Source organism: Palleniella muris, from assembly GCF_004792655.1.
Taxonomy (GTDB): domain Bacteria; phylum Bacteroidota; class Bacteroidia; order Bacteroidales; family Bacteroidaceae; genus Prevotella; species Prevotella muris_A.
The window spans coordinates 1-26,832 of the sequence record NZ_SRZC01000033.1 but is presented as its reverse complement, the minus strand read 5'-3'; the positions used below and the strand labels follow the sequence as shown (position 1 = coordinate 26,832).

23 protein-coding genes, 1 tRNA gene and 1 riboswitch are annotated in these 26,832 nt (G+C 47.2%); of the genes, 13 read left to right on the top strand and 11 right to left on the bottom strand.

Annotation, left to right across the window (positions count from 1 at the left end; translation table 11 throughout):
- Positions 1 to 360: 360 nt before the first annotated feature.
- The gene (locus E5358_RS14195; RefSeq protein WP_168354694.1) at positions 361 to 1,416 is read left to right on the top strand and encodes an acyltransferase family protein; all 1,056 of its coding nucleotides are present in this window, start codon (positions 361 to 363) and stop codon (positions 1,414 to 1,416) included.
- A gap of 133 nt (positions 1,417 to 1,549) precedes the next feature.
- Here the strand turns inward: E5358_RS14195 and E5358_RS14190 are convergent, their stop codons facing one another.
- From E5358_RS14190 to E5358_RS14170, 5 genes are all read right to left on the bottom strand, one after another.
- Positions 1,550 to 3,061, bottom strand: coding sequence for an alpha-isopropylmalate synthase regulatory domain-containing protein (locus E5358_RS14190; protein ID WP_135940838.1), 1,512 nt, complete (start codon positions 3,059 to 3,061; stop codon positions 1,550 to 1,552).
- Positions 3,062 to 3,122: 61 nt separating this feature from the next.
- Positions 3,123 to 3,737: a 3-isopropylmalate dehydratase small subunit gene (gene leuD, locus E5358_RS14185; RefSeq protein WP_135940835.1), complete on the bottom strand. Its 615-nt coding sequence runs from the start codon at positions 3,735 to 3,737 to the stop codon at positions 3,123 to 3,125.
- A gap of 94 nt (positions 3,738 to 3,831) precedes the next feature.
- Positions 3,832 to 5,223: a 3-isopropylmalate dehydratase large subunit gene (gene leuC / locus E5358_RS14180; protein WP_135940834.1), complete on the bottom strand. Its 1,392-nt coding sequence runs from the start codon at positions 5,221 to 5,223 to the stop codon at positions 3,832 to 3,834.
- Between the two features lie 103 nt (positions 5,224 to 5,326).
- The gene (locus tag E5358_RS14175) at positions 5,327 to 5,632 is read right to left on the bottom strand and encodes a PH domain-containing protein (protein WP_135940833.1); all 306 of its coding nucleotides are present in this window, start codon (positions 5,630 to 5,632) and stop codon (positions 5,327 to 5,329) included.
- 112 nt (positions 5,633 to 5,744) lie between these two features.
- Positions 5,745 to 7,250 (bottom strand): 2-isopropylmalate synthase, encoded by a 1,506-nt coding sequence (locus E5358_RS14170; protein WP_135940832.1) that lies wholly within the window; start codon positions 7,248 to 7,250, stop codon positions 5,745 to 5,747.
- A 230-nt stretch (positions 7,251 to 7,480) separates the two neighbouring features.
- Positions 7,481 to 7,655, top strand: a riboswitch (cobalamin riboswitch).
- Positions 7,656 to 7,716: 61 nt separating this feature from the next.
- Here E5358_RS14170 and E5358_RS14165 point away from each other — a divergent pair.
- The 7 genes from E5358_RS14165 to E5358_RS14135 all read left to right on the top strand — a co-directional run bounded on the left by E5358_RS14165 (position 7,717) and on the right by E5358_RS14135 (position 16,020).
- Complete coding sequence (locus E5358_RS14165) at positions 7,717 to 9,711, top strand: TonB-dependent receptor plug domain-containing protein (RefSeq protein WP_168354693.1); 1,995 nt, start codon at positions 7,717 to 7,719, stop codon at positions 9,709 to 9,711.
- A gap of 29 nt (positions 9,712 to 9,740) precedes the next feature.
- The gene (locus E5358_RS14160; RefSeq protein WP_135940830.1) at positions 9,741 to 10,886 is read left to right on the top strand and encodes a DUF5074 domain-containing protein; all 1,146 of its coding nucleotides are present in this window, start codon (positions 9,741 to 9,743) and stop codon (positions 10,884 to 10,886) included.
- The gene (locus E5358_RS14155; RefSeq protein WP_135940829.1) at positions 10,873 to 12,009 is read left to right on the top strand and encodes an ABC transporter substrate-binding protein; all 1,137 of its coding nucleotides are present in this window, start codon (positions 10,873 to 10,875) and stop codon (positions 12,007 to 12,009) included. The genes E5358_RS14160 and E5358_RS14155 overlap by 14 nt, the downstream gene beginning before the upstream one ends.
- Positions 11,997 to 12,968, top strand: coding sequence for an iron ABC transporter permease (locus E5358_RS14150; protein WP_135940828.1), 972 nt, complete (start codon positions 11,997 to 11,999; stop codon positions 12,966 to 12,968). Before E5358_RS14155 ends, E5358_RS14150 begins: the two co-directional genes overlap by 13 nt.
- Before the next feature lie 84 nt (positions 12,969 to 13,052).
- A complete protein-coding gene (locus E5358_RS14145) occupies positions 13,053 to 14,603 on the top strand; it encodes a glycine--tRNA ligase (RefSeq protein ID WP_135940827.1) in 1,551 nt (516 codons plus the stop codon).
- 12 nt (positions 14,604 to 14,615) lie between these two features.
- Positions 14,616 to 15,230, top strand: coding sequence for a BamJ family beta-barrel-assembly machinery protein (locus E5358_RS14140; RefSeq protein ID WP_135940826.1), 615 nt, complete (start codon positions 14,616 to 14,618; stop codon positions 15,228 to 15,230).
- 310 nt (positions 15,231 to 15,540) lie between these two features.
- Positions 15,541 to 16,020: a hypothetical protein gene (locus E5358_RS14135; RefSeq protein ID WP_135940825.1), complete on the top strand. Its 480-nt coding sequence runs from the start codon at positions 15,541 to 15,543 to the stop codon at positions 16,018 to 16,020.
- 88 nt (positions 16,021 to 16,108) lie between these two features.
- Here the strand turns inward: E5358_RS14135 and E5358_RS14130 are convergent, their stop codons facing one another.
- The 5 genes from E5358_RS14130 to E5358_RS14110 form a co-directional block, all read right to left on the bottom strand.
- On the bottom strand, positions 16,109 to 16,837 hold the full coding sequence (locus E5358_RS14130) for a nuclease-related domain-containing protein (RefSeq protein ID WP_135940824.1): 729 nt from the start codon (positions 16,835 to 16,837) through the stop codon (positions 16,109 to 16,111).
- A gap of 194 nt (positions 16,838 to 17,031) precedes the next feature.
- Complete coding sequence (locus E5358_RS14125) at positions 17,032 to 17,283, bottom strand: hypothetical protein (protein ID WP_135940823.1); 252 nt, start codon at positions 17,281 to 17,283, stop codon at positions 17,032 to 17,034.
- A 6-nt stretch (positions 17,284 to 17,289) separates the two neighbouring features.
- Positions 17,290 to 17,586, bottom strand: coding sequence for a DUF4160 domain-containing protein (locus tag E5358_RS14120; protein WP_135940822.1), 297 nt, complete (start codon positions 17,584 to 17,586; stop codon positions 17,290 to 17,292).
- Between the two features lie 489 nt (positions 17,587 to 18,075).
- Entirely contained in the window at positions 18,076 to 19,041 is a 966-nt protein-coding gene (locus E5358_RS14115; protein ID WP_135940821.1) for a DUF4435 domain-containing protein, read from the bottom strand.
- An 83-nt stretch (positions 19,042 to 19,124) separates the two neighbouring features.
- Positions 19,125 to 19,838: an AAA family ATPase gene (locus E5358_RS14110; protein WP_135940820.1), complete on the bottom strand. Its 714-nt coding sequence runs from the start codon at positions 19,836 to 19,838 to the stop codon at positions 19,125 to 19,127.
- A 134-nt stretch (positions 19,839 to 19,972) separates the two neighbouring features.
- On the opposite strand from E5358_RS14110, the gene E5358_RS14105 reads away from it, so the two are divergent.
- From E5358_RS14105 to E5358_RS14090, 4 genes are all read left to right on the top strand, one after another.
- Complete coding sequence (locus tag E5358_RS14105) at positions 19,973 to 20,854, top strand: DMT family transporter (RefSeq protein ID WP_135940837.1); 882 nt, start codon at positions 19,973 to 19,975, stop codon at positions 20,852 to 20,854.
- A gap of 108 nt (positions 20,855 to 20,962) precedes the next feature.
- Complete coding sequence (locus E5358_RS14100) at positions 20,963 to 23,080, top strand: cation:proton antiporter (RefSeq protein ID WP_135940819.1); 2,118 nt, start codon at positions 20,963 to 20,965, stop codon at positions 23,078 to 23,080.
- A gap of 36 nt (positions 23,081 to 23,116) precedes the next feature.
- Positions 23,117 to 23,806 (top strand): ABC transporter ATP-binding protein, encoded by a 690-nt coding sequence (locus tag E5358_RS14095; RefSeq protein WP_135940818.1) that lies wholly within the window; start codon positions 23,117 to 23,119, stop codon positions 23,804 to 23,806.
- A 57-nt stretch (positions 23,807 to 23,863) separates the two neighbouring features.
- Positions 23,864 to 24,712: a CvfB family protein gene (locus E5358_RS14090; RefSeq protein WP_135940817.1), complete on the top strand. Its 849-nt coding sequence runs from the start codon at positions 23,864 to 23,866 to the stop codon at positions 24,710 to 24,712.
- On the opposite strand, the gene E5358_RS14085 is transcribed toward E5358_RS14090, so the two are convergent.
- The gene (locus E5358_RS14085) at positions 24,660 to 26,297 is read right to left on the bottom strand and encodes a ComEC/Rec2 family competence protein (RefSeq protein WP_135940816.1); all 1,638 of its coding nucleotides are present in this window, start codon (positions 26,295 to 26,297) and stop codon (positions 24,660 to 24,662) included. The genes E5358_RS14090 and E5358_RS14085 overlap by 53 nt on opposite strands.
- 212 nt (positions 26,298 to 26,509) lie before the next feature.
- Here E5358_RS14085 and E5358_RS14080 point away from each other — a divergent pair.
- Positions 26,510 to 26,584: transfer RNA gene (locus E5358_RS14080), tRNA-Val, on the top strand.
- Positions 26,585 to 26,832: the final 248 nt, after the last annotated feature.

Genomic DNA, 26,832 nt, shown 5'->3' with positions numbered 1-26,832 from the left:
GGTATAGCTTTTTTCGCATTCCCGCAAGACTTTGACAATCTTTTTTGCAAGAAAAAGTCAACTTTTGCGCTTTCATTGACTCAAATCAACGAGTATAAAGATATGAACATTATTATATATTATAGGGAATGGGAGGAATGATACAGCTTGATACAACAGGAGGAAGCGTGACAAAGCATGAGAAAACAGGAGGAAAACATGGGAAAACGAGTGGAGATTTGAGGAAAAGGGAGGAACAGGATACAACATAAAGTGGATAAAAAGTTTTTTAGGCATAAAAAAAAGTTTTTTTCAAATATTATGATTAAATTTGCAGCATAATTGCACCTATTTTCATTTAGGAATAAAAATATGATTTTCATGGAAAAGAAAAGAATTGAATATCTTGACGCTATGCGTGGCTTCACAATGCTACTTGTTGTATATTCGCATATACAATATTTCAGCTACCACAATGTCTCACTGCCTTGGAATCAAGTGTTCATTTTGTTCCGCATGCCTTTGTTCTTTTTTGCAAGCGGTTTCATTTTTTATAACGCGGAACGCATCTGGGACAAAACGGAATCCATATCCTTCCTAAAAAAGAAATTCATGGTACAAATCGCTCCTACAGCAATATTCCTGAGTATATATGCCTATATGTTCGACATTAACCTTCCAATTTGCTTGTGCACTCCTCCAAAAGCAGGATATTGGTTTACATTATCATTGTTTGAATATTTCTTTATATATGTAGTCTTCATTTCTTTGTTCAGAAAAGTTTCAGCAAGAAATCAGGAGCTCGCACTGATGTTATGTGCGCTGACGCTGTATTTCTTTAGTGGGAAATATGGTCGAAACATGCTCCAAGAAATAATAAGCGAACATACAATAGGCGTCTTAGGGATAGCCCAATTAAGATATTTCATATTTTTCGCATTTGGAATACTTGTCAGGCAGAATTGGAAATATTTTCAAGCAATGACCTGTCATGGCAAGGCTATTGGATGTGTCTTGGCTCTTTTCTTTACAGATATAATATTCATCCGCCCTAACATTCCTGCCACATTGCCACAAGCGCAGTGGCTGCTGTTCATAGTTGACGGCTTACTTGGTATTGTTATTGTTTTTACTTTCTTCAGGAAATATGAAAGTTCATTCACAAAAGAGACATTGCCGGGACGTAGCTTACAATATATTGGCAGACGCACACTCGACATCTACCTGTTGCATTTTTTCTTCTTGCCACGCAATTTAGAAGAGATCGGAAGATTCTTCGCAGAGAGCCATAACGAGGTGATTGAACTCTGTATCTCGTTATCACTTAGCTTGATTGTGATAGGGACATGTCTGATAATCAGCAATGTGCTGAGGTTAAGCCCAACATTAGCATACATCTTGTTTGGAGTCAAAAGAAAAGAACAACCTTCCACTTAATCGGAAGGTGACGGTTAGGTCAATAAAAGGTTATGGTTTAATTGACACTATGCGGCCTTTTGTCATGCAAAAGGTCACATAGTGTAACGTATTGAGCAGCAATATTTTGAATTGCAAATTACACGTCTGGGAGCTATCGTGAGTTCTCTATTTGGTTAAGCATCTTGATTGTGGCGTTTATGGCTGCCTGTGTCTGGTCGGCATCAAGGGCGCGGGTGCGGAAAATGCGGTTTTCATCCTGCCACGTGATGACTGTCTGCACAAGGGCATCGGTGCGACCGCCGGGAGGAATGGTGACGGCATAGTTGAGGAGGTCGGGCAATGAGCGACCGAGTTTGTCACGATAGATGCGGCGCAGTGCCTTCACAAAAGCGTCATACTGACCGTCACCGGTGGCCTCGCCGGTAAACTCCTCGCCGTTGATGCTCACCTTTAGTGATGCCAAAGGCTTTATGCCATAAGCCAGACTGACCATGTAGCCAAGGAGCTTCACCTTGTCAGCTTCCTCGGGAGCAGTGTGTTTCAGCACATCAGAGACAATGAACGGCAGGTCCTCCTGCGTGACAACCGCCTTGCGGTCACCAAGTTCCGTTATACGTTTCGTTATCTGACGAACCTGTTCCGGCTCAAGTTCAAGTCCCAATTCCTGAAGGTTCATCTCAATGTTCGCCTTGCCGGAGGCTTTTCCAAGAGCATATTCGCGCTTTCTTCCGAAACGTTCCGGGGTAAGGTCATTGCAATAAAGGCGGTCCTTGTTGTCACCGTCGGCATGGACTCCCGCCACCTGTGTGAAGACATTCTCCCCCACAATTGGCTGGTTTGGTGCGACAGAGATGCCGGAATACGACTCCACAAGGCGTGAAATCTCATTGAGCCTGTCCTCGCAAATGCTCGTCTTCACTCCCAGTTGGTCACGCATAATCACCTGCACCGAACTGAGTGGTGCGTTTCCGCAACGCTCGCCAAGTCCGTTGACCGTGACATGCAGACCGGCAGCTCCTGACACTACTGCCGCCAAACTGTTGGCTACGGCAAGGTCATAATCATTATGTGCATGGAAGTCGAAATGAGTTTCGGGATAACATTCAAGCATTGTGCGGAAGAATTCCATCACCTGCATGGGGTTAAGGACGCCCAGTGTGTCGGGCAGCATGAATCGCCTGATACCGCAGTCCTTCAGACCTTCCATCATTTGGAACACATAGTCCGGTGAGTCTTTCATACCATTTGACCAGTCTTCAAGGTAAAGATTGACCTCCAATCCTTTGGAATGGGCGTAGTCCACCTCACGGCGGATGTCAAGGATGTGTTCCGCCGCTGTCTTGCCAAGCTGCTGCATGCAATGCTTCAGCGAGCCTTTCGACAAGAGATTGATGACCTTTCCGCCACAATCCGCTATCCAGTCGACAGACCTTCCGCCGTCGACAAAGCCGAGAACCTCCACCCTGCCAATGGCGTCGGTCATCTGTGCATACCGACATATCATCGCCACGGCGGTCTTTTCGCCGTCGGAAACTCGTGCCGACGCCACTTCAATGCGATCGACATTGACGTCCCTGAGAAGCATCCGTGCCACCATTAATTTCTCATGAGGCACGAAAGAGACTCCGCTGGTCTGCTCGCCGTCGCGGAGCGTAGAGTCCATTATTTCTATGAAATTCCTATTCACAAACCTACGAACAAATATTAGTTAATCCTGACAGACATCATTTCTTCTCAAAGCTCTCTATCTTCTCCGTGTTTGAGAGAAGGAAATCAATGTCATCGTAAGCATTTTCGAGGCAATATTTCTTATAGGAATTTATCTCGAAATGCTCGGAATTTCCTGTCGTGAGGTTTGTCACCGTCTGGTTAGGCACATCGACCTTCACCTCCGCCTGCGGATTTGCGGCGATTGTGTTAAACAGTTCCTGCTGGAATTCCTTTGTGACTACGACAGGAAGGACGAAGCAGTTGAGGAGATTGTTGCGGTGAATGTCGGCGAAAGAAGACGAAATCACCACACGGATGCCATAGCCGGCGATTGCCCATGCCGCATGCTCACGGCTTGAACCTGAGCCCCAGTTCTGTCCGCCGACAATAATCTCGTGGCAGCCCTCATGCGGAGCTTCGGAGAATTCAGGCTTGTTCATCACGAAATCCTCGACAATGTTTCCTTCAGCGTCATAGCGCAGGTCGTGCATGAAAGCGTCTCCGAAGAACTTCGGGTCACGCGTTGTGCTGGCGAGGTAGCGCGCCGGGATGATAAGGTCAGTGTTGCAGTTGTCTATTGCGACAGGGATGCAAGTGCTCTGTATTATGTTGAATTTTTGCTTGGACATAAGTATGGTTGTGGGTTGGAGGTTATGGGTGGAATTTCATGATGAATCATGATAAAACATGATGAAACATGTTACATCCCCCTAAAACCATTATTTACAATTTCCGCGGGTCGGTAATCACGCCTGTTATTGCAGATGCTGCGACAACAAGCGGCGATGCAAGCACTGTGCGCGCACCGGGGCCTTGACGACCGACGAAGTTTCGGTTGGAGGTTGAAATGGAAAGTTTGCCAGCAGGCACTTTGTCTGGATTCATGGCAAGACAGCTTGAGCATGAAGGCAGGCGCAGTTCAAAGCCCGCTTCCTCAAGGATTTTGTCTATGCCCTCATCGATTATCTGCTGACGCACAAGCCATGAGCCCGGCACAAGCCATGCCACGACATTGTCAGCCTTCTTCTTTCCCTTCACCACAGAGGCGAAAGCACGGAAATCCTCTATACGCCCGTTGGTGCAAGCACCAAGGAAACAATAGTCGACAGGTGTGTCCTCCAGTCGCTGTCCCGGTTGGAACTGCATGTAATCAAGCATTCCAAGGAACTGTTCGCGTTCCTCTTCTGCTATCATTTCAAGCGAAGGGATGCATTCGTCAATGGCAATTCCCGCACCCGGATTTGTGCCGTAGGTTATGCGTGGAGCTATATCCTCTGCCTTGTACGTTACCTCTTTGTCAAACACAGCATCATCGTCAGAGTACAACTCTTTCCATTTGCTTACGGCACTCTCCCACTCTTCGCCCTTCGGAGCATACTCACGTCCTTTCAGATAAGCGAAGGTTGTCTCGTCAGGAGCAATAAGTCCGGCGCGCGAACCCATCTCTATTGAGAGGTTGGACAAGGTCAGACGCCCCTCCATGGACATGTTGCGGATTGTCGAACCGGCATATTCCACGGCATAGCCTGTCGCTCCGGAGGTTGTCATCTGTGCCATGATGTACAGTGCCACATCCTTTGCCGTTGTGCCTTCCGGCAGGTCCCCCTCCACATTGATGCGCATTGTCTTAGGCTTTGACTGCAGAATGCACTGTGAAGCAAGCACCTGCGCCACCTCACTTGTGCCGATGCCCATGGCAATTGCACCCACTGCGCCGTGGGTGGAAGTGTGGGAGTCACCGCAGACGATTGTCATTCCCGGCAGCGAGAGAGCCTTCTCAGGACCGACAACATGGATGATGCCGTTGTCCTTTGTACCCATAGCAAAGTGTCTGATACCGAACTCCGCACAGTTGGCGGCAAGTGTCTCCACCTGTTTCCTGCCCACCGGGTCATCGATGCGCTCCTGCTGGTCGGAAGGAGTGTTATGGTCAGGCATCGCCACGACATGGTCGGGACGGAAAACCTTGATGCCTTTATCGCGCAGAGTGTCAAAAGCCTGTGGCGAAGTCACCTCGTGAGCATAGAGGCGGTCTATATAAAGTTGTGTAGGACCGTCTTCCACGTTCTGTACAACGTGCGCGTCCCAAATCTTGTCAAATAATGTTTTTCCCATATAATGTTATGTTTATTTCATGAGAACATATCTCTTGTATGTCTTTTATGAAGCCGATTTTATCCTTAGGCGATATGACCACCGAGCCTTTGCGGGACTTCAGTTACAGCCTGTCCAACGAGGCAGCAGGGGAAGACAGCATGGTATGCGTTGATTTTATGGACATAATGTCATCAATATGGAATCTCTCCGAAAAGAGAAATCCACATTTGACAACCAAATCCTTTCCGTCAATTATGTATCTTATGCCAAACAACAGTGCCATAGTAAAGCATAATATGGCAATGACTATGCAAAAGAGAACAACCGAAAAACCGGAATACAGCATCGGTGCCATAGGAATCAATGTGAATCCTGATATGACAGCGACAAACCATGTGTCAACCTTCGATTTATAGACCTTCTTCATTTCGTTTTATCCTCCTGCTCCGCAGGCAAAGTGGCATGTGCACTGCTTATTTATTTGGATCAATATTGTCAGTTATGTCAGTATTGTCAACATTGACCAACCTACCCCTTTTCTACTTGAACTTATTCACGCAATCGATGTAAGCCTCAACGGAAGCCTTCACGACATCAGTGTCCGCACCGAAGCCATAGTAGACATGACCGTTGTACTCCACCTGCATGTGTACCTTGCCCAAATCGTCAGAGCCTTTCGAGATAGCCTGGATGGTGAACTCCTTCAGCACCATCTCCTTCATGATAATCTTCTTCATCGCCCTGATGGCTGCATCGACAGGACCGTTGCCCGTAGAGCAAGCCTCAAACTTCTGCCCGCTGATGTCAAGACCTATGGAAGCAACGCACTTCGATTTTGCGTCCATTCCCGTCGTAACCTGAAGGAAATCAAGCTGTACAGCATGAGCATTCGCACGGTCGGCACCTGCAAGGACAAGGATGTCATCGTCGTTCACCTCTTTCTTCTTGTCGGCAAGTTTCAGGAATTCGGCATAAACCTTATCAAGTCGCTCGCCGTCAAGTTCCACACCGTTGACCTGAAGGCGGTGCTTCAAGGCAGCACGACCGGAACGCGCGGTCAGGACAATGGCGTTGTCATCGATGCCCACATCCTTTGGGTCCATAATCTCATAAGTGGAGACATTCTTCAACACACCGTCCTGATGTATACCCGAAGAATGGGCGAAAGCGTTTCTTCCCACCACCGCCTTATTAGGCTGCACCGGCATGTTCATCAGTGAGGAGACCATGCGTGATGTCGGATAAATCTTTGTTGTATTGATGTTTGTCTCTATGCCAAGCTCCGGGTGGGTCTTGAATGTCATGGCAACCTCTTCAAGGGAAGTATTGCCCGCACGCTCACCAATGCCGTTGATTGTCACCTCCACCTGCCGCGCACCTCCAAGCACACCGGCTACGGTGTTGGCGGTAGCCATGCCGAGGTCATTATGGCAGTGGGTGGAGAGGATAGCCTTGCCTGCGGAGAAAGCATCGACGTGCTCATAGAGGTACTTTATCTTCTCCTGATATTCCCCCGGCAGTCGGAATCCCGTCGTGTCAGGTATGTTGCAGACAGTCGCGCCTGCCTTTGTCACAGCGTCAATGACACGCGCAAGATACTCATTGTCAGTGCGTCCCGCATCCTCCGCATAGAATTCTACATCCTCCACATACCTCTTCGCATACTTAACGGCAGCGACAGCCCTCTCGATGATTTCCTCCGGAGTGCTGTTGAACTTATATTTAATATGTGAAGGGGATGTGCCGATACCCGTGTGTATGCGCTTGCGCTTGGCATACTGCAACGCCTCGGCAGCGACATCGATGTCCTTCTGCACGGCACGAGTCAGCGCACATATCGTAGGCCATGTGACAGCCTTGCTGATTTCTATGACACTGTTGAAATCACCCGGACTTGAAATAGGGAAGCCCGCCTCAATCACATCAACGCCCAAAGCCTCCAACTGCTTTGCCACTTGGATTTTCTCCACGGTGTTGAGCTGGCAGCCCGGCACCTGTTCGCCGTCACGCAAAGTAGTATCAAATATGTAAAGTCTATCGCTCATTTCTCTTGCAAAGTTTCAATTTTACACCTTTTTACCTAATTCTGTTGCAAATTTACAATTATTTTCTCATATACACAAGCGATTTGTAATTTTTATTATGAAAACAACAAATTTTAGTCCTAAAGAGTCAACTCACAATTGCACTTGCGGGTTGACTCTTTAACCTATCCAAAATACAAGCCAAAACATTCATTTAACAATGTTTTCTTGCATAATTCAAAGAAAGTATGTATCTTTGTGGCGGATTTGGCAATGGAATTAGGTGGAAATCCTGAACAGTCCCGCTGCTGTAATCTCTGTTATTGCCGCTTTCCAAGAACCACTGGCAACCACCATTTGTGCAGATGCCGGGAAGGGGAAGGCGGAGGAGAAAGTCAGAAGACCTGCCATTTCCAATAGGGGCTGCAGCCCACTCGTGGGTTAGGGGCTATGGCCGAAACCAATGTTCAACAATACGAGGAAAGGGATGAAACCACTAAAACCGCTGGTATCACTGCTGGCAGGCATAACGGTCTGTGGCAATGCTGCCGCGCAACAGGATGCAGGAATCGCAAAGGAAGACACCTTGGGCACTGTCAATGTCGTGTCAACATACCGTGGGCGCGATGTGCGCAGCACAGCTCCGGAATATTCTCTTGCCACTGCCGATTTCAGCAAGCTCGGCGTGACAGACATCGGCAGCGCGCTGAACAAGCTGCCGGGAGTGACCCTCCGTGACTATGGTGGTGCAGGAGGAATGAAGACTGTAAGCGTCAGAGGCTTCGGAGCACGACATACAGCAGTCGTCTATGACGGCATATCGCTGAGCGACTGCCAGAGCGGGGAGATTGATGTCTCACGCTACTCCCTCGACAATGTCTCGGGACTATCACTCACTGTCGGGGACAACGAGGACATTTTCCAGCCTGTGAGGAATGTTGCGTCACCTGCCGTACTGAACATCAGGACGCACCGCATGCCGTCGGAAGACCTCCAAACGCATCTCACGGCACAACTGCGCACCGGTTCGTGGGGCTATGCGAGCCCTTTCCTGCGCATAGAGAAGAATCTGACAAGGAAATTCGGGATAAGTGCAGTTGGGGAATACATATATACTGACAACGATTATCCGTACACTCTTGTTAACGGCATAGAGACAACGCATGGCAGAAGGCAAAACAGCCGCATGAAATCCGGACATGGAGAGCTAAACCTCGCCTACCGGCCTGACAGCAGGAACCAACTGACCATGAAGCTGTACTACTATGACAACAGCCGTCAGTTGCCGGGAGTCGTCCACTATTACGTGAACGACAACAAGGAGACTCTGCGTGAGCAGAATGCCATGGCACAGATGGGATGGAGGACATCCTTCACAGACAAACTGCGTCTGGCTTATGTTGCACGGTTCAGCTACGCGATGAGTGACTACAAAGACCTCGGGTATCTTGACAACATCATGGATCATAAGTACCGGCAGCGTGAGGCATACACATCGGTCTGCCTGCTCTACACTCCTACCGAGAGATTGGCATTTGACTACTCTGCCGACTATTCCTTCAACAATTTCACAGGAAGTGATGTGGAAACCTACCGTGATCCGTTGCGCCATACTATCCTGCAGAGTGCCACCGGGAAATACTCCTACGGCAGATTCTCTGCCATGGCAAGGCTGATTTACTCCTTATATTATAATGGAGCGTCAGAAGGGGCAAGCGCTCCGGACATCAAGCATCTGTCGCCGTCCGTGTCACTCAACCTGCAACTCCTCCCCGAAGAGGAACTCTTCCTGCGTGCTTCGTATAAGGACATCTTCCGCGCCCCGTCGTTCAACGAGCTTTACTACAAGCATTATGGCAGCACAACCCTGCAACCGGAAAGGACGAATCAGGTCAATCTCGGCATAACATGGCGGCACAAATACGGCAGAGGAAGCGAGTTCAGCGTAACCGCCGACGGTTATTTCAACCATGTGAAGGACAAAATCGTGGCAATACCGTTCAATATGTTCATCTGGACAAACATCAATATGGGGCATGTGCGCACACTCGGACTTGACGCGACGGCAAGCATCACGCAGCGATTGGGACGGCTTCACACACTTACTTTTTCAGGAAACTACACCGCACAGTCTGTCAGAGACCGCACGGATAAGGAGTCGCCATACTACAATCTGCAGATAGCCTACACCCCGGAACATACGAGCAGCGTCTCCATCGCATGGGAAAATCCTTGGACAAACCTGTCCTTCAACGGAACAATGGTCACCGAGCGCTGGGCTACCAACAACCACCTGCCGACAACAATGCTTGACGCGTACAGCGACTGGGGCATCACCGCATGGCGCGAGATACGCCTGACAAAAGGTTCCCTGCAACTGCAACTGGATGTGAAGAACATCTTCGGCAAGCAGTACGAGATTGTGCGCGACTATCCCATGCCGCAACGCAGTTGGCAGTTCACTGTAAAATACACGTTGTAAACATAACTAATAAAAACAAATAAACAAACATGAAGAAATTTTTCTATCTTTTGGCAGCTGTCTTCGCACTGACAGCCTGCAACACCGGCTCGGACTACGAGTGGGAAGGTGGCTCTTACTACCTCACCGAAGGAGTGTTTATTGTCCAGGAAGGCAATTTTGGCAACGTTAATGGTTCTATCGGCTATCTCACCTACAACTACATCGACATCAACCAATGGACAATGAACCCGGACATTTACTTTTCTGCTAACGGCACCAGTCTCAAAGGCACCATCAACGATGCAGCCATCTGTGGGAACAAAATATACATCGTTGGAACAGACGAAAAGACAATCTTTGTCGCAGACAAGACTTCAATGGTGGAAGTCGACAGAATAAAGCTTGAACTGGAAGGAAACACATTCAAGCCACGCCATATCGTTGTCAGCAACAACGAACTGTTTGTCTCAACTTTCGAAAAGAAAGTCTTTGTAATCAATTCTGCCAACAACACTATCACCAAGACCTATGACTGCGGAAGCTATTCTGAAGGTTTGGCAATAGCCGATGGCTACCTCTATGTTGCAAACTCTAACTATGCCTCGGGTGAGAACTCTTCAATCTCAAAGATTAACCTCGCTACAGGCACTTCAGAGGAAATCAAGACCCCTGAGATGAAAAATGTTGTGGACGTACAGACTGCAATGGGACGAATCTTCTATCTTGACTCAGGAACTTATGACCCGGTTCCACCTCACACACAGAAAGATTACGGCATCTATGAGTTGAAAGGAAAGAATTCCGTTTTGGTTCTTGCTGCAACAGAGATGTGTATCAGTGGAAATGTCATTTTGGGCATAAACAACCCACATTCATACCCTTCAACAGGGACACCGGAATTTTTCGCATATAACATCTCAAGCGGAAGAAAGAACATGCTCACAGACGGCAAAGACATCAGCCATTTGGAGCCAAACAAAATATCCCTTGACCCTGTCTCCGGATTGGTATACATAACTTGTCTCTCTAAGAATGCAGGCATACCGCAGTATCAAGACTATGGATTCTGTGCTGTATATGGACTTAACGCGGATTCTTTTGCAAACACCTTGACAGGAAACTACCTCAAAACGTTCCAGTGCGGTGTCGGTCCTACTTATGTTATTCCAAACATCAAATATGTTCAAAAGTAAACATCTTATCGCAATCATAGCAGCGGTGCTTGCCTGCCTCACTTCTTGTGTGGGAGGAAGCACCGCTGACTCTGTTGAAGGAGCAGAGGTAATCGGCATGAAATATGCCCGTCTGCTCACTCTTCAGGAAGGAGAAGGCTTTGTCCTTGCGGAAATAAAGAACCCATGGGACACGACAAAGATTCTCCACCGCTACCTCCTCGTGCCAAAAGGCCACGAAAAGGAGCTGCCGGAGCATCTGCCTACAGGGGACATCGTTAGCATTCCACTCACACACAGCGTCTTCTCCGGTTCCGTACATGTCAGCCTCATCGACAAACTTGGCGCATACAAGAGTGTCTGCGGTGTCTGTGACCTGAACTTCATGAATTTGCCCAAGGTTCATAAAGACGCGGCAAAAGGCATAATCAAAGATTGTGGTTCGAGTTTGTCGCCAAACATAGAGAAAATAATCGACACTGCACCGGATGCCATCCTCCTCTCCCCCTATGAGGACAGCGGCTCTTACGGCAAGCTGGGCAAACTCGGCATTCCACTTATCGAGTGCGCCGACTACATGGAAACCCACCCTCTTGGCGGCGCAGAATGGATGCGGTTCTATGGAATGCTCTTTGGCAAGCAGACAGAGGCAGACAGCCTGTTCGCGGAAATAGAGAAAGACTACAACCAACTGAAAGGTCTGGTAAAAGGAAAGAAACGCCCTACTGTCGTCACAGAGAAGAAATACGGCTCTGCATGGTATGTGGCTGGAGGGAACAGCACCGTAGGGCAGATGCTTGCCGACGCCGGTGCGGACTACATTTTCAAAGGAGAGACGGCGTCAGGAGCGCTCCCCTATTCTCCGGAAGTCGTATTTGACAAAGCACAGCAGGCACAAATATGGCTCATAAAGTACAACCAAGCGGAAGCCATGTCCTATCCTCTCTTGGCAAAGGAATGGACTAACTATGCAAGGATGAGTGCGTTCAAGAACAAAAACATCTACACTTGTGACCTCGGAAAGACAATGTACTACGAAGAAACGCCTTTCCAACCAAATCTTCTGCTTAGAGACTATATCAAAATCTTTCACCCTGAGGTGCTCAAAGATTACTCAATGAGATATTACAAATGCTTAGAATAGCCCTTTGCATCGTATTGCTTGCTGTCCTTTCATTGGCAAGTCTGCTGTTCGGCTCTGTAGAAATTCCTGCCGGACAAGTGCTTGATGTACTCACCGGCGGACAGGCAGAAAAAGACAGCTGGACATACATCATAACCGAATCACGCATCCCTCAGACCATAACAGCACTGCTTTGCGGAGCATCATTGGCAACCTCGGGACTGCTCCTGCAGACAACTTTCAGGAACCCTCTTGCCGGTCCGTCTATCCTCGGCATATCAAGCGGAGCGTCATTGGGTGTCGCTATTGTCACCCTCCTTGGCGGTGGAGTCCTCTCCGTAGTGACAGCGGCGTTCGGAGGGGCTATGGTCATTATCGTATTGCTTATTGCGATAGCTGCCATTGTCAGAAGCAACATGACACTCCTCATTGTGGGAATAATGGTAAGCTACCTCACTTCCTCCGTCGTCTCACTATGCAATTTCTTTGCAAGTGCCGACAATGTCCAGGCTTTCGTGTTCTGGGGCATGGGCAGCTTCAGTGATGTCAGCCTGGAACAACTGCCCACTTTCGCACTGTGTTGCGGCATCGGAATCATGCTTTCCATAACCCTTGTTAAGCAACTCAACGCGATTCTTATCGGTGAGAACTATGCACAAAGCCTCGGAATCAATGTCCGCAGGACACGCCGGGTGACATTCCTTGCCACAGGCATCCTTACTGCAGTAAGCACAGCATTCTGCGGACCGATAGCTTTCGTGGGACTTGCCGTGCCGCACATTGCACGATTCATCACCGGAACGTCAAACCACAAGATTCTGCTCCCTGCCACAATGCTCTGCGGAGCAGCCATAAGCGTGGCATGCAACATAATCTGCGTGTTTCCGGAAAACCTCATCATACCGGTCAATGCCATTACTCCTATCTTCGGAGCACCGGTAATTATCTATACATTATTTATAAAAAAAGCAAAAAGGTAACGCTATTCGGGAAAAAAGCATTAACTTTGCATTCGGATTGTATTATCTTCGCAACAGATTGTAAATTAAAACTAAAGAGAAAATATGGCACAGGAAGATGTTTTCAAAAAAATAGTAAGCCACTGTAAAGAATATGGCTTTGTATTCCCATCATCAGAGATTTACGACGGACTCGGCGCTGTCTACGACTACGGTCAGAACGGCGTGGAGCTGAAAAACAATATCAAGCAGTACTGGTGGCAGTACATGGTGCTCCTGCATGAGAACATTGTGGGCATCGACTCTGCAATCTTCATGCACCCAACAATCTGGAAAGCGTCAGGACACGTTGACGCTTTCAACGATCCTCTCATCGACAACAAGGACTCTAAGAAACGCTATCGTGCCGATGTCCTTATCGAAGACCAGATTGCAAAGTATGAGGAGAAGGTGGAGAAAGAGGTAGAGAAAGCCCGCAAGCGTTTCAAGGAGAATTTCGACGAGGAGCAGTACCGCGCCACATCACCAAAGGTTGCAGAGCTTCTTGCAAAGCGTGACGCACTGCATGAGCGTTACCAGACTGTCATGAATGCCGAAGGAGGCATTGACCTCGAAGGCATGAAGCAGATAATCATTGACGAAGAGATTGTATGCCCTATCTCCGGCACACGCAACTGGACAGATGTCCGCCAGTTCAACCTCATGTTCAAGACAGAAATGGGTGCTGCCGCGGAAGGCGCATCAACAATCTATCTCCGTCCGGAGACAGCACAGGGCATCTTCGTGAACTACCTCAACGTGCAGAAGACAGGACGCATGAAGCTGCCATTCGGCATCGCACAGATAGGCAAGGCGTTCCGTAACGAGATTGTCGCACGCCAGTTTGTCTTCCGTATGCGTGAGTTCGAGCAGATGGAGATGCAGTTCTTCGTTAAGCCGGGCACAGAACTTGACTGGTTCAAGGAATGGAAAGAGCGCCGCATGGCATGGCATCAGGCTCTCGGATTCGGTGCAGAGAACTACCGTTTCCACGACCATGACAAGCTCGCCCACTACGCCAACGCAGCAACAGACGTTGAGTTCCACATGCCATTCGGCTTCAAGGAGGTTGAGGGCATACACTCACGCACAAACTTCGACCTCTCACAGCACGCGAAATACTCCGGCAAGAAGATTGAATACTTTGACCCTGAGACAAACGAGAGATTCACTCCGTACGTCATCGAGACATCAATCGGCGTCGACCGCATGTTCCTTTCAGTGATGTGCCACTCTTATGAGGAGGAGAAACTCGATAACGGTGAGACACGTACAGTGCTCCACCTCCCTGCTGCTCTCGCACCTGTGAAGCTCGCTGTGTTCCCTCTCACAAAGAAGGACGGTCTTCCTGAAAAGGCTCGCGAGATAATCAACGACCTCAAGTTCCACTTCAACTGCCAGTACGAGGAGAAAGACCAGATTGGCAAACGCTATCGCCGTCAGGACGCTATCGGCACTCCTTACTGCGTGACCGTTGACCACCAGACCCTCGAGGACAACACTGTGACACTCCGCCACCGTGACTCCATGGAGCAGGAGCGTGTCAACATCGCCGACCTCCGCAGCATAATCGAGGACAAGGTAAACATCTCAAGCCTTCTCAAAAACCTGAAATAAGCAAACGCTTAAATGAAAAAAACATTATATTTCATGCTGTTCATCGCTGTCTCACTGCTCTCGTCATGCAGTGAGACTGACGATGAAAACACAGAGTTCGCTGACTGGCAGAACCGCAACGAGGCATATTTCATGGAGAAATATACCGACGTTTTGGAAAAGAAAGCTGCCGGAGCAACCAACGTCGACACAGTGCGCTGCTACTCAAAGATGCCCGGAACGAAAGTCCCGACAGACTTCATCATCGTGGAGAAGCTCAACACCGGCACCGGCACTGTAAGCCCGATACAGACAGACTCCGTAAGAATCCATTACCGTGGCTATCTCATGCCGTCTGACTCCTACCAGACAAAGATGGACGACGGTACAATCGTCGGCTACCAGTTCGACTCATCATGGGTCGGAGACTATGACCTCGCGCTCATGAATCCATACACAGGCGTCACAGGAGCGTTCATCGACGGGTTCACAACAGCACTGCTCAACATGCGCGACGGTGACCGTTGGAGGGTATACATCCCACAACAGCTGGGTTACGGCGAATCTGCCCAAACAGGAATCCCTGCATTCAGCACACTTGTGTTTGACCTCACACTCGTGAAGCATTGGCCCAAAAAGTTGAAATAAAGCATACAGCAAATGCCATTATAAGAAGATGTTTCTTGTAATGGCATTTTTATTTTTACCAATGCCATACGAAACTACCCTCAAAGCACCAAATCCAGGAACACCATATATATATAATAATATGTAAACATGTCAAAGAGCACCGCGAATTGCAATACAGCATTTTGTCATATCAGAATCCACGGTGCAAAGATAATAAATTTGACATCGAAATCCAAACATCATTGGGGTATAAATAGGGGTATGTAATGGCAAACAGAGTCACACGCCACCCCTAATAACGGAAAATAACAACAATAACTATATCATCATGGAAAAAGAACTTATAATAAACAAAATCGCCAATATCTGTAAAGATATGGGACTGCATTACATCCTGAAAGCAAAAACAGCATTGTGGACTGCTGACATTTTAATCGAATGCGCCAACCATAAAGTAGCCATTAATGTATGCAAAAGTCCACGAAACGTGGAAGCTGTCTGCAAAGCTATGCATGAAGAACAAATTCATGGATGCTGGCTATTGCTTCACGCCTCAAAATCTCCAGGCATAATGGAAAACAAGCCATGTTTCAAGATTGAAAACAAAGCAGGAGAAGCTGTTGTCATCATTAATCCTCATGCCAATGACTATGCTGATGGTACACTTGACCTCTCGGAATTCATCCATGCTTTTATAGATGATAAAATAATATTTACCGAAACAGTTACCTTAGACAAAGTTGAAATTTGTTTTTATAAAAAGGAGTGTTATAGATGCCATAGGGAGAGCAGTCTATTGTTGGTATAAGGCAGATGATTGAAAATTCTCTGCTGTAAATCTTGTATACCTTGAGAATTCCAAATAAAGCAAAACTGCTTTCACCAAAAATACCTATCTACCAATGCCTTCGCCAGCGTAAAAACCGGAAAGGTCTATATGAATACGTAGATTCAGGCTTATTATAGGAAGCATATGAAGCAGTGCAACGTTGGGCGTTAATGATGTTTGGATTCTTACCGTTTCGCACTGCTTGCGTAAACACATTCATGATTTCATGCTTGTTGCCATAGTTAGCATTAGGCATCAGCATTATGCTTTCAATGGTTCTCTTAAGTTCACGCGGATATATAAGGTAGACATGATTCTCTTCGATAGTAACATCTTTGAGTATAGATGAACCATCGAAAATAATCACAGAATATATTGGTATGCCATGGTTTTGGTGCAGATTTTCTCGGATAGCATTAATATGCCCTTTGTTCTGCATAATTGGATTATAGAATCGATGCTTTTCTCTGCCATACGCTAAAATCTGCGTCCAATATTTCTGGCGTGAGTTGCCGAAAATCCAACCACTATAATCTTTTTCTTCTATGACAATCAGCCCCTTAGGAGTAGCTACGACTAAATCTATTTGTGTGTAAGCCCCTGATGCGTGTTTCAGATAGCAATCGTGAAAAATTGCTCTTTGGTCAATCCCCATTTTGAGCAGCGCAAGAACAGAGCGCCTTTCAGATCTTTCGCCTCGTCCTTTCTCTGTTACTGTTTCTATAAGTTTTTGTTCCTTGTGATGCTTTACAATAAGGAATGCAACAACTATTAAAACAATGAATAATACTCCCATATATGATCTATATGTAACAAATCGTCATCAAAAGAGTTGGATGAAGACTTTGCATACTGTTCATACAAGCCTTTTTCTATTTTGTCCTTAATCCATTCTTTCGTGTATATGTCAGGAGAAGTGTTGACACTTATTTTCAATATGCCATCCTTGAATTTTTCAATATCTTCCTTGCTGATATTGTCTCTATGAAATCAAGACAAGCTCTTTAGCCCCATCAAATCCTGTATGGAATATACATTACTCAGATGGGTGAACGTGAAAAACTGGTCGTCAAGTATCATCCACTCGTCACGCTTCTTCAGCGAAAGACTCTTGATGTCCGGAAACATTGACAGCGGAACAATGACCTCGCGACCATCAGTCAGACTGGCAGCCATTTTTCCTCTGTATTTTCTGAAATCCAGACTTTTAATGCCCACACTAACGTTATTGATTTTACACATAATGAATTATTTTTCAATGTTTTTGACCATTGTCTTCTCACCATTAAATGTCTTGGTTATCTGGTCATTTATAAAGTTCCAATGCCGCCTTATGGCTTCAACAAGCAGATTATTCTCTTTTGCGGACAGGGTTGATTCTGCAATCTCCACACACGGTTCCCCATTCTTTTCAATCCAAATCTTTGCTGCAGAATGAAGATGCCGTCCTCCTTTTCGGAACACGTGCAGATGTCTACGATTGTCATTCACATCGGTTGGGACGGAAACAAGCATGAACATCCTGAGAAATGCTATCTGCCCCATATTTCATAGATTTATTTATTCATTTCTCTTGCAAAGATAATACTTTATTTTGATTTTCCTACAGATTCCGGAACTTTTTTTGACGATTTTTCAGGATAAAAGCAACAAACTGCATTTCCACCATGCCTTATGCCGGAACGCAAGGTTACCGTTTGCCGTACAAAACATAACCTTTCGTCATGTAATAGGTAACCTTTCATAACGTAAAGTGTCACCATTTGTTGCGCTATTTTTTTACGCACTGATTTTCAACATATTACACACAACTTGTTTTATCCAAGCACACCTTCAGACTGTCAGATATATTATGCAACTTGGATTTTATGCGCACATGGAGTTTGCCACAACGATTAACTATGCAAAATTTTCGTCCGTAGACGAAAATTTTGCGTATGGGGCGTTTTATCCATACGCCTATTTGTCACACAAAAAGGCAACATTCCACCATGCGAAATGTTGCCTTCCTTTTTCATCATATACTATTTTTCACTACTGTTCAAACACCTCTTCAAACTGTCGGATTATCTGTTGGAACACAGGAGAGCTAAGATAGCCCGTGTTCTTCTTAAGCATGGAAGAGATGTTCTCAAGCGAATTTGTGTAGCACGACATCTCGTTGTTCATCTGAGTATGGTGCTGCGCCTGGTTGTGAATCTCACGCTCACGCTCCTTTATAAGACTGTCGCACACATTCTTGACAAGAGGTTCCACAACCTTATCCAAAAGGTGATGGCCGTGGATGTACAGATAAACGGTGCCCGGAGTGACACCGAGCCGCCTCAAGTCCTCCCTCACGCGTGGCACTTCCTTAGCCAAATCAGGATAAGAATTGCGCAGAATGTTCACGCGCTGCTGGCATTTTGCACGCAATTTGCTGACAATGTAAGAGGCATTGCCCATCTTTAATGTCCCGGTAGCTATGATATTGTTCAAGTCCGTTATTGTCATCACATCGAAACGGCTCTTCCTGTACAAGGTCACAGACCAGCAGAACAAGGACCATATAGCCTCGGAATATTCACGCAGGAATGCCTCAAAATCAAAAATCCTATGGTCGTTGAGCGTTGCCATAACACAGACATTATGCAGTCCGCCGGCATAGCATAGCAGATTCTCTATGGCGTATGCCACGGTATGGAACACATAAGGAGTGCCAAGCATCATCTGCGAGTTTTCTGTCATCCCCTGTATAAGGTAGTCATAGTCGGCATCGACACAGGCAATCATGTCCTTCCCCGTGTTCTGCAGTATGCTCTGGAGAGCCGTCCTCTTGCCCCTGCCGAGGACATTCTTGCCGTTGCGCGCCTTTGTAGGCAGCATGATTTCAAAGTAACGCTTGCCGTTCTCAAACTGATTGAGGACGGTGCGCCAAAAGAGTATGTCGTCATAGCTCTCTACATAGGCAACAATCCTATGCCTGGACTCTTTGGACCGCAACGCATTGGTGGCGGTCATGTATTTGGACGATATGTGTTGGGTTATTCTCACAAGCTTCGCGTAAAGATTCTCCTAAACAAGCAACATTGCAACAGACTGTCTCACGCATTGCCGGAAGCATTGCCACAGACGGTGATGTCACTCACTTCAGTCACTTTGTCAAGCCACCCGTTCATGATTATTGCAGGCGAATGGGTGCTCATGATTATCTGAGCATTTGGGTTCAGACGGCGTATTGTCTCTATCAGCACCTGCTGCCATTCGACATGCAGCGACACTTCCGGCTCGTCCATGCAAAGGATTGTATGGTCGCCGTCCTCCAGGAGCACCGTCATGAGTATGATGAGCATCTGTTTCTCCCCGCTGCTGAGAAGGCGGAGATCCAGGGCCTCACCCCATTGTATCAGCTCAACCCTGTCCGCACTGCGGTTGATGGTCTTCCCTGTCGCTGCGAAAAGTTCGTCGACGATGTCACAGAAAAGAGCCCATCGGCTGTTATGCGGATAATGGACTATGCGCTCCTGCAATTCATTAAGATTAATGTCGAACTCACTGCGCACGTCAGGCGTAGAGATGATGTCGAACTTCAGCAGTGTGGCATCCTCCGGATATGTCTTCAGGATGACACCCCCTGCCGAATCCTTTGTAAGAGTCTTCACCCCACTGATGACATGCCGCAGGATTGTGCTCTTGCCTATGCCATTGGCACCGCTGAGGACATTAACCTCCGGGTCAAGAGTCCACAGTATATGCTTGCGTCCTCCCCAAAGTCGGGGAATCTCCACTTGGCAAATGTATTCAACGTATTTTTCCATAGATTTCAGATTTTTTATGTGGCAAATATACAACTTTTTCCTGAATCTTTTGTAATTTTGCACAGAAATTAAACTTTATTGCATATTTTATTGTGACAAAAGACACTCGCACACACATAATTGCCCATTTGTCCATGTTCATGGCATGCGCTTTCTGGGGGCTCATGGCTCCGTTGGGCAAAGACGCCATGACCCACGGCATTGACGGCATTGACATGGTCTCTTTCCGTGTCGCAGGAGGTGCATTGTTATTCTGGCTGACATCGCTTTTTGTCAAGCATGAGCATGTCCCGCTTAAAGACAAACTGATGTTCGCGGGGGCAGGCCTCTTCGGCATCGTCACCAATCAGTGCTTGTACACACTCGGACTGTCCATCACATCACCTATCAATGCCAGTATCGTGACGACATCGATGCCGATTTTCGCCATGATTCTCTCCGCTCTGATACTCAAAGAGCCGATAACCGGCAAGAAGGCATTGGGCGTGCTTATGGGATGTTCAGGCGCACTGATACTTATCCTGACATCGGCAAGTGCGGTAAGCGACAAGGTTGGCGACATCCGTGGAGACCTTCTCGCACTCGGAGCACAGTTCTCCTTCGCACTTTATCTCTCGCTTTTCAATCCGTTGATAAAGCGATACAGTGTCTTCACGACAAACAAGTGGATGTTCCTATATGCCACACTGTTCATCCTGCCGTTCTCTTACCCACAGGTCGCTGCCATCGATTGGGCGAATGTGCCGGTGAAGACATGGCTTGAGACCGGCTATGTTGTCCTTTTCGGAACATATCTCGGTTACATCTGCACAATGATAGGACAGCGGACACTGCGCCCAACTGTGGTCTCCGTATATAATTATGTGCAGCCTATCGTGTCCGTGATATTCTCACTTGCCCTCGGACTTGCCGTCCTGCAATGGTCACATGCTCTCGCCATAGTGCTTGTATTCTCAGGTGTCTGGCTTGTGACAAAGTCAAGGGCGCGTGCCGACAGTGAGAAGAAAAAGCCGTAAAGACTGTACTGACTTGATAATGCAACCACTTGTTGGAAATAGTAGAACAAAAAGATATACAGGTTGCTTTCCTCTAAACTGTACTGATTGATAATCACACGAATACTCATGCCATACCTGACACAATACTTTCCGATAACAGACCCCACGATGATATTCCTCACCGTGATGCTCATAATACTCCTTGCACCGATTATTATGGGCAAACTGCGCATCCCACACATCATAGGCATGGTACTTGCAGGAGTGGTTATCGGAAAGTATGGGTTGAATGTCATTGTGCGTGGAGAGTCGTTCGAGATATTCGGGAACATCGGACTCTACTACATAATGTTCCTTGCCGGTCTCGAAATGGACACTGAGGGATTGAAGAAGAATGCAAGACGTGTGCTCGTCTTTGGATTGCTGTCCTTCATAACCCCCTTTGTGCTGACCTATTTCACCTCGGTGGCGTATCTTGACTACAGCCCGATGTCGGCACTCTTGTTAGGATGCATAATGTCATCGTGCACCCTGATAGCTTACCCTATTGTAGGACGATATGGCATACAGAGACGCAAGGTCGTGACACTCTCCGTAGGTGCTTCCATGCTCTCACTTCTGCTGTCGCTCATTGTCCTTGCTGCGTTGACAAGCGCATACCAAGGTAACGCCGGTGACCCTCTGTTTTGGATTCTCTTCCTTGCTAAATTCGTGGCATACTGTGCAGCAGCTTACTATGCAATACGTTGGATTACAGTCTGTTTCCTGCGCCGTTACTCTGATGCAGTGATGCAGTTTATCTTTGTGATTGCTGTGCTTAGCTCTTCTGCTGTAATGGCAAGTCTCGTAGGATTGGAGGGGATTTTCGGAGCGTTCTATTCCGGATTGGTGCTCAACCGCTTCATCCCTAATGTCTCGCCTCTTATGAACCGCATCGAGTTTATCGGCAATGCACTATTCATTCCGTATTTCCTTATCGGCGTGGGAATGCTGATTGATGTCAGTGTGATGTTTGAAGGCGGCAACATTCTGCTGGTAATCTTCATCATGGTTGTCTTCGGCACCCTCGGAAAAGCCATTGCGGCTTATGCATCCTGCCTTGCATTCCGCATGCCATGGTCGGCTGGAAACATGATGTTCGGACTGACTTCAGCCCATGCAGCCGGAGCAATAGCTATGGTGATGGTGGGAATGAAGATGGAGGTCAGCACGGGAGAATTTCTCATGGACAACACATCCCTGAACGGTGTGGTGATGATGATTCTCTTCACTTGTGTCATAAGCACCATTGTAACAGAGCAGGCATCAAAGCAGATTGTCATACAGGACAAGCGCCACCGCATAGTGGAGCGACAGGAAGGTGATGACGAGAAGATTCTTATTCCTGTGAAATATCCTGAGACATGTGACACACTGCTGAATCTTGCCATACTCATGCGCAACAGAAAACTGAACCGTGGGGTCATCGCCCTTAATGTTGTATACGATGATGACCGTGCCGCATATAACCAAAAGCAGGGACAGGAATTGCTGGCGCATATCACAAAGACAGCAGCCGCCATTGATGTGAGGGTGCAGACACAGGTGAGGCTTGCGACAAACATTGCCAACGGCATCAAGCATGCTTTCCGTGAGTTCGACGCTTCAGAGATTATCATGGGACTGCATATCCACCAGGAAATCACAACTCGCTTCTGGGGAGAGTTTGCACAAAGCCTTTTCAACGGATTGAACCGCCAGATTATAATCGCCAGATGCGTGCAACCGCTGTCTACATTGCACCGCCTGCAGGTCGCTGTGCCGTCACGTGCAGAGTTTGAACCGGGCTTCCACCGTTGGGTGGAGCGTCTCGCAAGAATGGCAGGAAACCTCAACTGCAGGATTGTGTTCCATGGACGCCATGACACATTGCAGCATATAAAGGAGTATATCAACACTCACCACCACAGTGTCCGGGCACAATACTCGGCAATGGAGCATTGGAACCACCTGCCGACCCTTGCCTCGCAAATCACTGATGAAGACATGTTCGTCATCATAACTGCACGACAGGGAACCATTTCCTACAAGAATGCAATGGACAGACTGCCGGATGAACTGTCATCCCATTTCAAAGGACATAACACAATGATTGTATTCCCTGACCAATATGGCAAGTCTGAACTCATGACATTCACCAGCGCACAGCACACAGAACAGATATCTGCTTATGACATGCTGCGCAAATTGTTCACAAGAAAATAGTACTCCGGACTTACCTATAATAAAAACGGACACATTATGATAACAATCTCAAACATAAAAAAGCATTTCGGCTCACTTGAAGTGCTGAAAGGCATCAGTCTCGTCATCAACAAAGGTGAAGTGGTAAGCATCGTCGGACCATCGGGAGCGGGAAAGACAACACTGCTGCAGATTATCGGAACTCTCGACAAACCTGACACTGGCTCTGTAACCATTGACGGACAGGAGATAACAAACCTGTCAAGCGGCAAACTGGCAGATTTCCGTAACAAGCACATAGGCTTCGTCTTCCAGTTTCACCAGCTGCTGCCGGAGTTCTCTGCCATGGAGAATGTTATGATTCCGGCTCTTATTTCCGGAGCATCACGGCGTCAGGCAAAGGAAAAGGCGCTGTCACTGCTTGACATGCTCGGTCTGTCTGACCGCGTCAACCATAAGCCTGCCGAACTTTCTGGCGGTGAGAAACAGCGCGTGGCTGTGGCTCGCGCACTTGTCAATGACCCGTCTGTGGTGCTTGCTGACGAACCGTCCGGCTCACTTGACTCCAAGAACAAGTCTGAACTCCATCAGCTGTTCTTTGAACTGCGTGACCGTCTCGGACAGACTTTCGTCATCGTCACTCACGATGAGTCTCTTGCCGAACTTACCGACCGCACAATACACATGCGCGACGGCATGATAGTTGACGATACGAGAAAAGAACAGGAACAGACCGTAGAGCCGTAAGACACACATTTCCTATTAGCAAAAAAACTCACACTTCAAACTAAAATACATACGCACATGGCACTTTATCTTGGCAAAATGAACCGAATGACAGTAAGCCGTAAGGTTGATTTCGGACTATATCTTGACGGCGGACCAACCGGCGACATACTGCTCCCTACACGTTACGTACCGAAAGGCACAAAGGTGGGTGACGAGCTGGAGGTCTTTATCTATCTTGACCAAGACGAACGCCCTATAGCCACAACACAGAAACCACGTGCTATGGTAGGGGATTTCGCATTCCTCAACGTGGCATGGACCAACGAACATGGCGCATTCCTCGACTGGGGACTGATGAAAGATGTGTTCTGCCCTTTCCGTGAACAGAAAAAGAGAATGGAAAAGGATAAGTCTTACATCGTGCATATCCATGTTGACGAGGACTCTTACCGCATCATGGCATCGGCAAAGGTGGAGAAGTTCCTGTCAAAGGATTTCCCGGAATATAAGCAGAATGACGAAGTGAAAATTCTTGTGTGGCAAAAGACTGACCTCGGCTTCAAAGTTATTGTGGACAACAAATTCCAGGGACTTGTCTATGACAACCAGATATTCCGCGAACTGCATACGGGCGACCGCCTGAAAGGCTTCGTCGCAACTGTTCGCCCTGACGGAAAGCTCGACATTGTACTGCAAAAACAGGGACGGGAGCAGACACTTGATTTCTCAGAACGCCTTCATGAATATCTCTTCTATCATGACGGCTACTGCCCTTTCACTGACAAATCTCCGGCAGAGGATATCTATAACGAGTTCCATGTAAGCAAAAAGGTGTTCAAACGCGCCGTCGGCGACCTTTACAAACAGCACATCATCTCACTCGCACCAGACGGTATAGAACTAAAAGGAGGGCATAGACCATAGCGTATAATGCCACAACCTGAACCACACTGATATGGATTTCCTCTATACTTGCACCCGGCACACGCGCAATGAAACTCAAAATCTCATTCTGAGCCGTGACAATAGCCGATAGTATAGCGGCGACAAGTCGTGCCATTATCGTCAAACCGCCACCTGCAACCATGTTCACAATGACAATCACCGTGAGCAAAAACGTTCCGCAGATTATCACTGTCGCACATGGTATGACAATGAAATTTGTCAAAAGGAAATATAACGACACCCTGCTGAAATAATAAGCGGACAACGGAACAGTGCCTATCTGTGCGGAAACACTGACACATGCCGTAAACCACAAACTCCGCAACGACCTGTATCGCACACGCTTCCACAACGGTAGTTCCTGCAAGTCAACAGGCTTTATTTTCATCAGACTTACCGGAATCATCTTATCCATCAATGGCTGGCAAACAATTATCCCGAAAACAGCCATAAACGACATCTGAAAGCCTACATCCCACAGGCTTTCAGGATTTGCTATGACCATCACCGCCAATGTCAGTCCAAAGACATTAAGATGCTTCTGGTCTCTGCCCATAAGCCAAACCATTTCCCATATCGTCAGCATCGAAGCTGCCCTGACCACCGATAGCGACATCCCTACAAAGACAACATATCCCCAAAGCACTGCTAAAACAAACAGTTTGTTCCATAAATTCCTGCGCGGAAGGAGATATATAAGCAACATATATATTATTGACAGATGCATGCCGGATAACGCCAATATATGCGATGCACCGGACATGCTGTATTCTTCCCTTAACTCCGGCGTGAGCGCACTCTTGTTTCCCAACGCCATCGCTGTCATTACTGCGTATGCATCGCCGCTTATCCCCGTCTCACTGATCTTGTCCAAAAGCACTTGACGCCACACTAATGCCTTTAGCTTTAACCTCTCCCAAAAGCCTAAAGCGGAACTGCCTGACTCCGAAAACTCCCACTTGCCTATACCTACAAAACCTCTGCCGACAATGCCACGCATAGTTTGCCAACGTATATAGTCGAAATTGTCGTTCATTCTGTGCCAATCCTTCAACGGACTAATGTCCACATCAGCAACCACCGACTGCCCAATGTGCAAAGCCTCATATCGCTTTGTTATCGTATCACGCAACAAAGAGACACGTAACTTCCTGCCTTCCAACCTACATCGTGCCCCACACGCATCCCCCACGTCACCAGTTCCTGACACAATTCCATCAAATTGCACAACCTTTCCCCTCCTTATCGGCTCACTTGCCACAACCAACTCAATCTCACAACGGCTGTCTTCCTCCACGACCCAAACATCTTCTGCATGAAAACTGTAACGCAAACCGCCAAGCACTACAATCGCAAGCAATATCAACACACTGCTTGTCATCTCATGACGCTTGTTGACAATCAATGCCAAACCTACCAAACAACACAGCAAAACCAGCCACTCCCGCACTCCAGGCGCAGAAAAACAACTCTCCGCAAGGACCACGCCCAATAATAGCAGCAACGCATACCTGAACATCGGTATCGCATGTATGAAATGCCTCGGATTAATCTTTCGCGCCATCTTCCATCGTATTTTGACATAACACTTAATAACAATTCCAAAATGCAAATATACCGAAATTCTAACACTCTGCCAAAGAATTCTTGACTAAAAACAAGAATACATTTAAAATACACGAAATAACAAACAAAAACTTGCACATTTTCCCAAAACTATGTACCTTTGCACTCGCAATTCAGAAATGATTTGCCTGACACCGTCACAGAGACGACGGGCGCTTAGCTCAGTTGGTTCAGAGCGTCTGCCTTACAAGCAGAGGGTCGGGGGTTCGAATCCCTCAGCGCCCACTAGGGGTGTTCCTCGTAATTTCAATAAAACTTTTCATAAGTTTTTGCGGAATTGCGAGGATTTTTTTATATATACATTTATGGCTAAATTGTAAAATGGTAGGATGAAATTCGGCTCAGTAGCAAATTAGTGGGGAAAATAAAATTATAAATACGGCTCAATAATGGAATGTTTTGGAGCATAAAACAACTGCCATTCCCAAATTCACCATTTATTTTCCCGAATTGCCTTGGGATATAGGAAATAA

Bases quoted from the DNA above. Each gene is read 5' to 3' on its own strand.
- E5358_RS14135 (WP_135940825.1), top strand. From the start codon at position 15,541: ATGGAAAAAGAACTTATAATAAACAAAATCGCCAATATCTGTAAAGAT.
- E5358_RS14110 (WP_135940820.1), bottom strand. From the start codon at position 19,838: ATGGAAAAATACGTTGAATACATTTGCCAAGTGGAGATTCCCCGACTT.
- E5358_RS14165 (WP_168354693.1), top strand. From the start codon at position 7,717: ATGAAACCACTAAAACCGCTGGTATCACTGCTGGCAGGCATAACGGTC.
- E5358_RS14175 (WP_135940833.1), bottom strand. From the start codon at position 5,632: ATGAAGAAGGTCTATAAATCGAAGGTTGACACATGGTTTGTCGCTGTC.
- E5358_RS14190 (WP_135940838.1), bottom strand. From the start codon at position 3,061: ATGGACTCTACGCTCCGCGACGGCGAGCAGACCAGCGGAGTCTCTTTC.
- E5358_RS14125 (WP_135940823.1), bottom strand. From the start codon at position 17,283: ATGTGTAAAATCAATAACGTTAGTGTGGGCATTAAAAGTCTGGATTTC.
- E5358_RS14120 (WP_135940822.1), bottom strand. From the start codon at position 17,586: ATGGGGCAGATAGCATTTCTCAGGATGTTCATGCTTGTTTCCGTCCCA.
- E5358_RS14145 (WP_135940827.1), top strand. From the start codon at position 13,053: ATGGCACAGGAAGATGTTTTCAAAAAAATAGTAAGCCACTGTAAAGAA.
- E5358_RS14115 (WP_135940821.1), bottom strand. From the start codon at position 19,041: ATGACCGCCACCAATGCGTTGCGGTCCAAAGAGTCCAGGCATAGGATT.
- E5358_RS14130 (WP_135940824.1), bottom strand. From the start codon at position 16,837: ATGGGAGTATTATTCATTGTTTTAATAGTTGTTGCATTCCTTATTGTA.
- E5358_RS14170 (WP_135940832.1), bottom strand. From the start codon at position 7,250: ATGAGCGATAGACTTTACATATTTGATACTACTTTGCGTGACGGCGAA.
- E5358_RS14105 (WP_135940837.1), top strand. From the start codon at position 19,973: ATGTTCATGGCATGCGCTTTCTGGGGGCTCATGGCTCCGTTGGGCAAA.
- leuC (WP_135940834.1), bottom strand. From the start codon at position 5,223: ATGGGAAAAACATTATTTGACAAGATTTGGGACGCGCACGTTGTACAG.
- E5358_RS14140 (WP_135940826.1), top strand. From the start codon at position 14,616: ATGAAAAAAACATTATATTTCATGCTGTTCATCGCTGTCTCACTGCTC.
- E5358_RS14100 (WP_135940819.1), top strand. From the start codon at position 20,963: ATGCCATACCTGACACAATACTTTCCGATAACAGACCCCACGATGATA.
- E5358_RS14155 (WP_135940829.1), top strand. From the start codon at position 10,873: ATGTTCAAAAGTAAACATCTTATCGCAATCATAGCAGCGGTGCTTGCC.
- E5358_RS14160 (WP_135940830.1), top strand. From the start codon at position 9,741: ATGAAGAAATTTTTCTATCTTTTGGCAGCTGTCTTCGCACTGACAGCC.
- E5358_RS14150 (WP_135940828.1), top strand. From the start codon at position 11,997: ATGCTTAGAATAGCCCTTTGCATCGTATTGCTTGCTGTCCTTTCATTG.
- E5358_RS14085 (WP_135940816.1), bottom strand. From the start codon at position 26,297: ATGGCGCGAAAGATTAATCCGAGGCATTTCATACATGCGATACCGATG.
- E5358_RS14195 (WP_168354694.1), top strand. From the start codon at position 361: ATGGAAAAGAAAAGAATTGAATATCTTGACGCTATGCGTGGCTTCACA.
- leuD (WP_135940835.1), bottom strand. From the start codon at position 3,737: ATGTCCAAGCAAAAATTCAACATAATACAGAGCACTTGCATCCCTGTC.
- E5358_RS14095 (WP_135940818.1), top strand. From the start codon at position 23,117: ATGATAACAATCTCAAACATAAAAAAGCATTTCGGCTCACTTGAAGTG.
- E5358_RS14090 (WP_135940817.1), top strand. From the start codon at position 23,864: ATGGCACTTTATCTTGGCAAAATGAACCGAATGACAGTAAGCCGTAAG.